This window comes from Elioraea sp. (assembly GCF_051860475.1).
GTDB lineage: Bacteria > Pseudomonadota > Alphaproteobacteria > Acetobacterales > Acetobacteraceae > Elioraea.
Genome location: NZ_JBHYDW010000028.1, coordinates 26,463 through 35,620 on the forward strand (window position 1 = coordinate 26,463; position 9,158 = coordinate 35,620).

Here is a 9,158-nt window from a genome sequence, read left to right on the forward strand (position 1 = left end):
CAACGAGACACGTGCAGCCGTCATGAGACCTGTGCGCGGGTGGCTTGGGTGGTGGCTGTTGCGGAGTCTGGAGCTGTGGCATGCGTCTCGCGTGCGCCTTGCGGCGTGCGCGAGGCGCAGTCCTCCAGAGCCTCGGCCAGCTTCACGTCGGACAGGTCGTGCCAGACCGCCAGCAGCAGCGCCTTGAACATCGAAAGCGGCGGCCAGGCGGGCCTCGCCCTTGGCAGAGCGATACAGCGGCGAGAGCAGCACAGCGATCGGCTGCCAGTCGATCAGCGACGACAGGCGCTCCAGCGTCGCGCCGCTGCGTGACGCGGCGTCAATGCCCAGCCTCTCCCGCCCGATCGCGCGGTGCGACATCGCCGTACTCCGTGCTCCCTCGCCGAGCAGGCAATCAGCGATAGCCGCACCACCCAAGCCACCCGCGCACAGGTCTCATTATCCGGGATCGCAGGCGGTTACGCGCCCGGCGAGCGCGAGGATCGGCTCAAAGACCCTTGGCGTAACGCCGCTGGGCGAGGCAGTCCGACCCGATCGGCCTGTACCGCTGCCGCGGGACGGCGATCAGTCGCGTCCCCGCGGGGGCGCCGGTGGCTGGCGGTGGCGGCATCAGCTCCGACGCCCGGCGACCTCCATGGCCTCCACAATCGTGGTCGCGCACGCCTCCGCGACCTCGTGGCGGTAGCGCTCGGACACGTTCGCGACCCATCCGGCCTTGACGACGAACTCGCGGCGCTGCCACCGGCTCTCCGCCTTCAGCAGCGTGAGCTGCGCCGGCTCCTGCTCCGCCCTGGCGACGCACAGCGGCGTGAAGGCCTGGACGATGGCCGCTTCGGCGCCGCTCGTGACCATCCGCCCGGCCGTTCCGCCGGTGACCCAGCCGCCCCAGGCGAAACCGACGATCATGGCGGCGACGGCGCCTCCGGCCGCGCCCCAGAGGGCGGGCTTCAGCGACACTGGCATTTTCATTGCACCGCTCCCAAGTTGCGGGTCTCGATCGCGCTTGTCCCGATCGAGGATCGATCCGCGTTCATCGGTTCTTATATGGGTTGCGCGGGTGCTTCGGAGAAGTAGCGAGCAGGTTTTTCTTGGCTCAGGAGTCCCACTACGTTGGGTGATGAGACGATTTAACCCGTCTCATGCGGAAGAATATGATTGATTTCAGTGGGATCGAAGAATTTTTTCCCCACATGTACTGCGGCGTGGGACCTCTGCCGGCCGTCCATGTCGGTCCGACGACGCTGATGCGTGGTGCCTGACCGCGGGGAGCGTCGGGGGATCGCTCACGCGGCTTCCCGTGAACAACGCAGGGGCGCTCTCCCGGGACCGGAGAGCGGCCGCAAGGACGGGTCCGCTCGCGGCACGCCGCGATCGATCCGCGCCTCAAGCCTTCGGCCCGCGCAAGCTCTCGACGATCCTGTGCCGCAGCCACCGCTCCGCCGGATCGCCGTCCGTCGCGCCGCGCCACGCCATCAGCACCGCGTTCGCCGGTGCCGGAAACGGCGTCGGATCGATCCGCAGGCCGCCATGCGCGGCGAGCGTCTCCGCCACCAGGTCCGGCACCGTCGCGAGCATGTCCGTGCCCGCCAGCACCAACGGCAGCAGCGCGAAGTCGGTCAAGCCCAGCACCACCTGCCGCGACCGGCCCATGCGCGCGAGTTCCTCGTCCACCACGCCCGACAGGTCGCCGCGATAGGTGACCAGCGCATGCGGCCGCGCACAGTACTCGTCCAGACCGATCGCCTCCGTTCCGGCATCGGCGCGCAGCACGACGAAGTGCCCCTCCACCAGCCGACGGCGCTTCGCGTTCGCGGGCAGGTCGTCCTCGACATACCCGACCACCATCGACACATCGCCGGACGCCAGCAGGTCCGGCGCGGAGCGATAGTCGGCATGCCGCACGGTCAGCGTGCAGCCAGGGGCCTCGCGCCGGAGCACGCAGGTCAGCACCGGTAGCAGCGGGATGGCGGCATCGTCCGAGCAGCCGATCCGGAAATGGCGCGTGTCGGTCGCCGGATCGAACGGGATCGACGGCGCGAGCGCCGCCTGCACGGCGGCGAGCGCCGGGCCGACACGCTCCATGATCTCAAGCGCGCGCGCGGTCGGCTCGAAGGCGCGGCCGGTGCGGATGAACAGCGGATCGCGGAACACCTCGCGCAGGCGGTTGAGCGCCCCAGAGGTGGCGGGCTGGCTGAGATTGAGCCGCTGCCCTGCCCTGGTGACGCTCCGCTCCTCCATCAGCGTGGCAAAGACGGTCAGCAGGTTGAGGTCGATCCGGTTGAGGTTCAGCTCGGGCATGACCGCATCCTGCCCGGACCCGCCCGGCAAAGGAACGGTACCGCCCGCGATGCCCCGAAGCAGCCTCCACCCCGGTGGATCGGCTACTCCAGCTTGAGACCGGCGGAGCGCACCAGCGCACCCCAGCGCGCGGCCTCCTCGGCAACGAAGCGCTGCGCCGCCTCGCCGCGCTCGGCCGCGGGCTCGAGCCCGGCCGCGGTCAGGCGCTGGCGCAGAGCCGCGTCGGCCAGCGCGGCATCGGTCGCGGCCGTGAGCCGTGCCAGGATCGCCGCCCCGGTGCCGGCAGGCGCACAGAGCACGAACCACTGCTGCAGCACGACCTCGGGGATGCCGGCCTCGGTCATGGTGGGAAGATCAGGCGCCAGCGCCGAGCGGTGCGGCGTGGTCACGGCGAGCGCACGCAGCCGCCCCTCACGGACATGCGGGAGCGTCTCGACCGGGCCGGCGAACATGAACTGGAGCCGTCCGGCCACAAGGTCGGCGACTGCGGGCGCGCCGCCGCGATAGGGCACGTGCTGCACCGAGACCGCTGTGGCGCGCGCGAACAGCAGACCCGTGAGATGCGCCGGCGAGCCGATGCCGGCCGAGCCGTAGGCAAGGCTGTCCGGCCGTTCGCGCGCGAGGGAGGCGAGCATGCGCGCATCCTGGGCGGGGACGGTCGGGTGCACGACCAGGATGTTCGGCGCGGTCGCGAGGGTGGCGACGCAGGCGAAATCGCGGACCGGGTCGTAGCCGGCGTTCGGATAAAGCGCCGGCCCGATCGCGTGAGTGGCGATGAATCCGACCACCAGCGTGTAGCCGTCAGGGGCTGCGCGCGCGACGCTCGCCGTGCCGATCGTGCCGCCGGCGCCCGGGCGGTTCTCGACCACGAAGGGCTGACCGAGCCGGTCCTGCAACGAGGCCGCAACCGACCGGCCGAGCAGGTCCGTACCGCCGCCCGGCGCGAACGGCACGATCAGCCGCACAGGCCGCTCCGGCCAGGCGGCGGCGGGCGCCCCCGGCAGGGCCATGACCGCCAGCGCGAGCATGGCGACGCGGAACACTGCGTTCATTGCGATCCTCCCTCTGCTGATGCGGCCGGCCTGTCGGCGGCCGCGACTGCTTCGGAAGGCTGGCGCGTCGCAGTCGATAGGGGAAATACTGATTGGGGTTGGCCACCATCCGAGAATCGGATTGTCGATGGATCTTCGGCAGCTGCAGGCGTTCCTCGCCATCGTCGAGGCCGGCGGCTTCTCCGCCGCGGCCCGGCGGCTGAACGTCAGCCAGCCGCCCCTGTCGATGCGGATCGGCGCGCTGGAGCGGGACGTCGGCGTGAGCCTGCTCCACCGGAGTCGCCCCCGTGTCACGCCGACTGCCGCGGGCGAGATTCTGCTCGCGCATGCGCGCCGTATCCTGGCCGCGACCGACCTCGCGCTGGCCGAGACCCGGCGGGCCGCCCGTGGCGAGGCAGGCCGGGTGCGGCTCGGCTTCACCAGCTCGGCCGCGCATGCACTGCTGCCGCGGATCATGGCCGCCGCGGCGCGATCGCTGCCCGGCGTGGCGCTCGACCTCCGGGAGATGCCGATCGCCGAGCAGCTCACGGCGCTGCGCCGCGGCGAAGTCGACCTGGCGGTGGTCCGGCCGCCGATCGCGGGCGGCGGCCTGCACACGCTCGCGCTTGGCATCGATCCGTTCGTGCTGGCGCTGCCGGCAGGACACCGCCTCGCGCGCCGGCGCAGCGTTCCGCTCGCCGACACGGCAGGGGAGCCTGTGGTGATGTATCCCTCCGGCTGGGCGGGCGGCTTCCGTGACCTGATCTTCAGCGCCTGTCGCGATGCCGGTTTCGTGCCGCGCGTGGTGCATGAAGTGGTCCAGGTCCACACGGTCCTTGCTCTGGTCGGGGCCGGGATCGGCGTCGGCTTCGTCCCACGATCGATCTCGGTCCTGGGCGCGCCGGGCGTCGTCTTCATGGCGCTGCGTCCGGCGCCCGCGACCCGCTTCGTCTTGGCGTTCGACACGGCGGTGGAGTCGCCCGCGCGTGACCGCCTTGCCGAACTGATCGTCGTCGTTGACGGAGCCGACGCTTCGGCCGCAAGTCCGGGCGCGCGTGCCGCCCCGGCCGGGGGCTAGTCAGGGGCAGCCCCGGAGAGGAGGATCGCGCCATGCCCCGCGCCGCGCTCAAGCGCACCGGAACCGCACTCGACGATGCCGACTGGCGCGCGGTCACCGCGCGGGACCCGTCCGCGCGCGGGCGGTTCGTGATCGGCGTCGTCACCACCGGCATCTACTGCGCGCCAGGTTGTCCTGCGCGGCTGCCCTCACGCGGCAACATCCGCCGGTTCGCGGACTGGCGCGCGGCCGAGGCGGCGGGGTTCCGCGCCTGCCTGCGCTGCCTCCCGAAGGCCGACGCGGCCGAGCTCACCGCCGTGGCAGTGGTGCGCGATGCCGTCGCAGCGATCGAGGCGGCCGAGACCAGGCCGACGCTCGAGGCGCTGGCGCAGCGTGCGGGCTACTCGCCGTTCCACTTCCTCCGCCTGTTCAAGGCGCAGACCGGGTTGACCCCGCGCGGCTACGCGGAGGCGGTGAGCGCGCGGAGACTCGCCGAGGCGGTGGCGGAAGGGGCAGGCGTGGCGGAGGCGGCGTTCGCGGCCGGCTATGGCAGCCTGCGCGGCGCCTATGCGGCGGCGGGCGGGATCACGCCCGGCCGCGCGCGGCGCGGCGGTACGGGCGAAACCATCACCGCCGCCTTCGCCGAGAGCCCGTTCGGCCCGCTGCTGGTCGGCGCGACCGGGCGCGGGGTGTGCTTCCTCGGCTTCGCCGAGCCGCGCGAGGCGCTGATGGCCGCTCTGCGCCGGCGTTACTCCAACGCGACGATCGTCGCGGACGACGCCGCGCTCGCCGATCACCTCGCCGCGGTGCTCGCCTTCATCGAGCGCCCGCGCGCGGGGCTGGCGCTGCCGCTCGATCTCCAGGGCACGGCGTTCCAGAAGCGTGTGTGGGACGCGCTGCGCCGGATCCCGCCGGGCGAGACGCGCAGCTACAGCGACGTCGCGGCCGCGCTCGGGCGGCCGGATGCGGTGCGGGCGGTGGCGACGGCGTGCGCGCGCAACCCGGTGTCGCTGGCGGTGCCGTGCCACCGTGTGGTCGGCAAGGATGGCGGGTTGCACGGCTACCGCTGGGGGCTGCCGCGCAAGCAGGCGCTGCTCGAGGCCGAGGCCAGCGGGGCCGATTGAACGTCGGGCTGTTCCTTGCGACCGCGGTGATGTGGGCAGCCGGATGGGTGGCCACGCGCCTGCAGGTGGATGTCGCCCCGGCTGCACCGGCGGTGGCGTGGCGGGTGATCGCGGCGGCGGTGATCCTCCAGACGGTGCTGCGCGCGACCGGGCGGCATCCGGGAACGCGCGCGCGTGACCTGCCGTTCGTCGCCTTGCAGGGGCTGGCGATGTTCTCCCTCAACAACCTGGTGCTGTACGAGGCGGTGCGGCACATCGCCTCGGGGCTGGTGGCGCTGGTGATGGCGTCCGTCATCCCGCTGAACGCGGTGGGGCTGAGGCTGTTCTACGGTGTGGCGTTCCGGCGCGGGGTGCTGGTGGGCGCGCCGATCGCCGCGGGCGGGCTGGCGCTGGTGTTCCTGCCGGAGTGGGAGACGCTGGCGCAGGTGGGCGCCTGGAAGGGGGTGGTGCTTGGCGCGGTGGGCAGTGTGATCGTCGCGGCGGGCAACATGGTGGCGGTGCGCAACGCGCGCGCGGGGCTGCCGACCTTTCCGCTGATCGCCGACGGACTGGTATTCGCGATCCCGCTCGCGGTCGCGGCGTGTTTCGTGCAGGGGGTGGGGATGCCGTTCCCGCGCGATGCCGGGTGGATCGGCGCGTTCCTCTATCAGGCGCTCGGGCTCTCGATCGTCTCGTTCTGGTGCTACTTCACCTTGCAGGCGCGGATCGGCCCGGATCGGTCGGCGTTCGTGCTGGTGCTGGTGCCGGTGATCGCGCTTGGTGTTTCGTCCGTGGTGGAGGGCTATGTCTGGACGCTGCCGGCGGTGGCGGGTGTCGCGCTGGTGGCGGCGGGGAATGTGCTGGCGCTGGGATGGAGGCGGTGAATGTCTGCGCAGGTCTTGGTGACGTTGCCGGGGGCGCTGCTGACGTTGTTTCCGGGTGCGGAGCGGCGTGTCGCCGTGGTTGCGGCGACGGTCGCGGAGGCGATGGATGCGCTGGATGCGCGCTGGCCGGGGATGCGCGATCGGCTCTGCGACTCGCGTCCTGCGATTCGCCGCCACATCAACGTGTTCGTCGATGGTGAGCGCGCCGCGTTGGAGACGCCCCTGCGCGACGGCGTCGATATCGTGATCCTGACGGCGATCAGCGGCGGTTGAGCTGCGGGTTCAAGGGATGGGGGTTCGGGGGAAGGGCCTTGCGGCCCTTCCCCCGCGCTTCTGCTATGCGACGGTCGCGCCGCGCGTATTCACGTGGAGCCGCTGCAACGACTTCGACGCAGAACCCGTCAGGCATCTCGGGCGGCTGGCAGGTCTGGAAGGCACGTTTGTTGGTCAGCCGAATGGTGTGTCGGATGCCGGTCAGGGTTGGCTAAAACGCAGCGTCGGGCCATGGTGCGGCGCAACCACGGAGGCATGGATGGGGATCACGGAGGCGCGCGGCCGCGGAGCCGGACGATGAGGTCGGCCGCTTTCGAGGGAGCGCTGCCCCCGGTCGCGTTCTGGTTTCTCCGCCACGGCGAGACCGACTGGAACGCCCAGTTCCTCAGCCAGGGCAACGTGGACATTCCCCTGAACGCGCGCGGCGTCGCCCAAGCCCGCGCGGCGGCGGAACTGCTGAAGGGGCGGGGGATCGTCTCGATCGTGCATTCGCCGCTGGGCCGGGCGCGCGACACGGCGGCGATCGTCGCCGAGGCGCTGGGCCTGGACATGGAGCCCGAAGACGACCTGCGCGAGGCCGCGTTCGGGGTGAACGAGGGCCAGCCCATGGGCGAGTGGTTCGCCGCCTGGGTGGAGGGCGGGTTCACGCCGGAGGGGGGCGAGCCCTTTGCGGTGCTCCGCGCCCGGGCGGTGGCCGGGATCAACCGGGCACTGGAGCGCCCGCCGGCCGTGCTGGTGGTCGGCCACGGGGCGTTGTGGCGCGCGGTTCGCGGGGCGCTGGGGCTGGAGGTGAACGTCCGCACCCCCAATGCGACGCCCCTGTATGTCGAGCCTCCCGCGGATGGCGGGCCTGCCTGGCGGCTGACGGCGCTTGCCGAGGCCGCGCCCCCGGCGTAGATAGCCCTCGCGCGGGCACCCCTGGAGGCCCGCGCTTGTCATTGCACCGACAGGAGCGAGCGATGGTCGAGGTCGTCACGATCGAGGCCGAGGCGCGCGGGCGGGCCGGCAAGGGGGCGGCACGCGCGACCCGGCGAGAGGGCAAGGTGCCCGGCGTCATCTACGGCGCGAAGCGGGATCCCAGGCTGATTGCCATGGATCCGCGCGTCATCATGCGGGAGCTGCATCGGCACGGCTGGCGCTCGCGCTTCTACGACGTGACGGTGGGCGAGGCGACCGAGCGGGCGCTCTTGCGCGAGGTGCAGTTCCACCCCGTGACCGACCGCCCGGAGCATGTCGACTTCCAGCGGCTCGCCCCGGGTCAGCAGATCCGCGTGGCGGTGGAGGTCGCGTTCCTGAACGAGGGGCTCTCGCCTGGGCTGAAGCAGGGCGGTGTGCTGAACGTCATCCGTCACGAGATCGAGGTGTATTGCTCGGTCGACGACGTGCCGGAGCGGTTCGAGGTCGATCTGGCCGGGCTGACGATCGGCACCTCGATCCACTGGAGCGCGCTGAAGGCGCCGGCCGGTGTGAAGCCGGTGATCGCGGATCGCGACTTCACGATCGCCTCGATCGCGCCGCCGACGAAGATGAGCGAGGCACCGATCGCGGCCGAGGCCGCCGCCCCCGCTGCTGCGGCGCCCGCGCCCCAGAAGAAATAGCGCTACGCGTGCATGCGCGGTTGGTGGGGCGACCGAATGCACGCGCGTCCACCCTCGCCGCTGCTGCTCTGGGTCGGGCTCGGCAATCCCGGCCCGGAGTACGCGCGCAACCGTCACAACATCGGCTTCATGGCGTTGGACGCGATCGCGTCGCGGCATGCATTCGCGCCGTGGCGCCATCGGTTCCGCGGCATGGTCGCCGACGGGACGATCGCCGGGCGGAAGGTTCTGGCGCTCAAGCCGCAGACCTACATGAACCTGTCCGGCGAGAGCGTGCAGGCGGCGATGGCGTTCTTCCGGGTACCGCTCGATGCCGTGACGGTGTTCCACGACGAGCTCGATCTCGCGGCCGGCAGGGTGCGGGTGAAGAAGGGCGGCGGGAACGCGGGTCACAACGGGCTCCGGAGCATCACCCAGCACTGTGGTGGCCCTGATTTCTGGCGCGTGCGGCTGGGGATCGGGCATCCGGGCGACAAGGAGCGGGTCACCGGCCATGTGCTGGGCGACTTCGCCAAGTCCGACCGGGAGTGGGTCGAGACGCTGCTGGACCGTGTGGCGGAGGCGGCGCCGTTCCTGGCCGACGGACGAGACGACAAGTTCATGAGCCAGGTGGCCGTCGGGAACGGGTCGGCTCCCCCCGGGCCTGCTAGATCCCCTCCCCAAGGGCCCGGCGGCGCAGTTCCTTGAGCCGATCCTCCGCGCCCGGCAGGCGCGGATGGATCGCGAGCGCCGCCTCGAACGCGCGCAATGCCGCGACCAGATCGCCGCGTGCCTCGTGCACCTGCGACAACCCGGCGAGGGCACCGAAATGCCGGGGCTCGCGCGCGAGCGTCTCGGCGATGTCACGCGCGGCGTTGTCGTGCTCGCCGCGCAGGAAGTAGACGGTCGCGCGCTTGTTCCAGCCCTCCGCCACC

At 71.9% G+C, this 9,158-nt stretch carries 12 protein-coding genes; 7 read left to right on the forward strand and 5 right to left on the reverse strand.

Features of this window, described 5'->3' with window-relative positions:
- Nucleotides 1–20 precede the first annotated feature (20 nt).
- From ACTIFU_RS07620 to ACTIFU_RS07635, 4 genes are all read right to left on the reverse strand, one after another.
- Nucleotides 21–191, reverse strand: coding sequence for a hypothetical protein (locus tag ACTIFU_RS07620; protein WP_439577704.1), 171 nt, complete (start codon nt 189–191; stop codon nt 21–23).
- Between the two features lie 418 nt (nt 192–609).
- Nucleotides 610–957, reverse strand: coding sequence for a hypothetical protein (locus tag ACTIFU_RS07625; RefSeq protein ID WP_439577705.1), 348 nt, complete (start codon nt 955–957; stop codon nt 610–612).
- A 426-nt stretch (nt 958–1,383) separates the two neighbouring features.
- A complete protein-coding gene (locus ACTIFU_RS07630; protein ID WP_439577706.1) occupies nt 1,384–2,298 on the reverse strand; it encodes a LysR family transcriptional regulator in 915 nt (304 codons plus the stop codon).
- A gap of 83 nt (nt 2,299–2,381) precedes the next feature.
- Nucleotides 2,382–3,350, reverse strand: a complete 969-nt coding sequence (locus ACTIFU_RS07635) for a Bug family tripartite tricarboxylate transporter substrate binding protein (RefSeq protein WP_439577707.1) — start codon at nt 3,348–3,350, stop codon at nt 2,382–2,384.
- Here ACTIFU_RS07635 and ACTIFU_RS07640 point away from each other — a divergent pair.
- The 7 genes from ACTIFU_RS07640 (at nt 3,325) to pth (ending at nt 8,931) form a co-directional block, all read left to right on the forward strand.
- Nucleotides 3,325–4,407: a LysR substrate-binding domain-containing protein gene (locus ACTIFU_RS07640; RefSeq protein ID WP_439577708.1), complete on the forward strand. Its 1,083-nt coding sequence runs from the start codon at nt 3,325–3,327 to the stop codon at nt 4,405–4,407. The two genes, ACTIFU_RS07635 and ACTIFU_RS07640, sit on opposite strands and share 26 nt — an antisense overlap.
- Before the next feature lie 32 nt (nt 4,408–4,439).
- Nucleotides 4,440–5,510 (forward strand): methylated-DNA--[protein]-cysteine S-methyltransferase, encoded by a 1,071-nt coding sequence (locus ACTIFU_RS07645; protein ID WP_439577709.1) that lies wholly within the window; start codon nt 4,440–4,442, stop codon nt 5,508–5,510.
- A gap of 47 nt (nt 5,511–5,557) precedes the next feature.
- Nucleotides 5,558–6,373, forward strand: coding sequence for a DMT family transporter (locus ACTIFU_RS07650; RefSeq protein ID WP_439577710.1), 816 nt, complete (start codon nt 5,558–5,560; stop codon nt 6,371–6,373).
- Nucleotides 6,374–6,646 (forward strand): MoaD/ThiS family protein, encoded by a 273-nt coding sequence (locus ACTIFU_RS07655; RefSeq protein ID WP_439577711.1) that lies wholly within the window; start codon nt 6,374–6,376, stop codon nt 6,644–6,646.
- A gap of 297 nt (nt 6,647–6,943) precedes the next feature.
- A complete protein-coding gene (locus ACTIFU_RS07660) occupies nt 6,944–7,543 on the forward strand; it encodes a histidine phosphatase family protein (protein WP_439577712.1) in 600 nt (199 codons plus the stop codon).
- Between the two features lie 62 nt (nt 7,544–7,605).
- Nucleotides 7,606–8,244 carry a 50S ribosomal protein L25/general stress protein Ctc gene (locus ACTIFU_RS07665; protein WP_439577713.1) on the forward strand — a complete coding sequence of 213 codons (639 nt, stop codon included), beginning with the start codon at nt 7,606–7,608 and terminating at the stop codon, nt 8,242–8,244.
- A 60-nt stretch (nt 8,245–8,304) separates the two neighbouring features.
- Complete coding sequence (gene pth, locus ACTIFU_RS07670) at nt 8,305–8,931, forward strand: aminoacyl-tRNA hydrolase (protein ID WP_439577715.1); 627 nt, start codon at nt 8,305–8,307, stop codon at nt 8,929–8,931.
- Here pth and ACTIFU_RS07675 read toward each other — a convergent pair.
- Nucleotides 8,891–9,158: hypothetical protein (locus ACTIFU_RS07675; RefSeq protein WP_439577714.1), on the reverse strand; the 268-nt coding region annotated here is incomplete at its 5' end. The two genes, pth and ACTIFU_RS07675, sit on opposite strands and share 41 nt — an antisense overlap.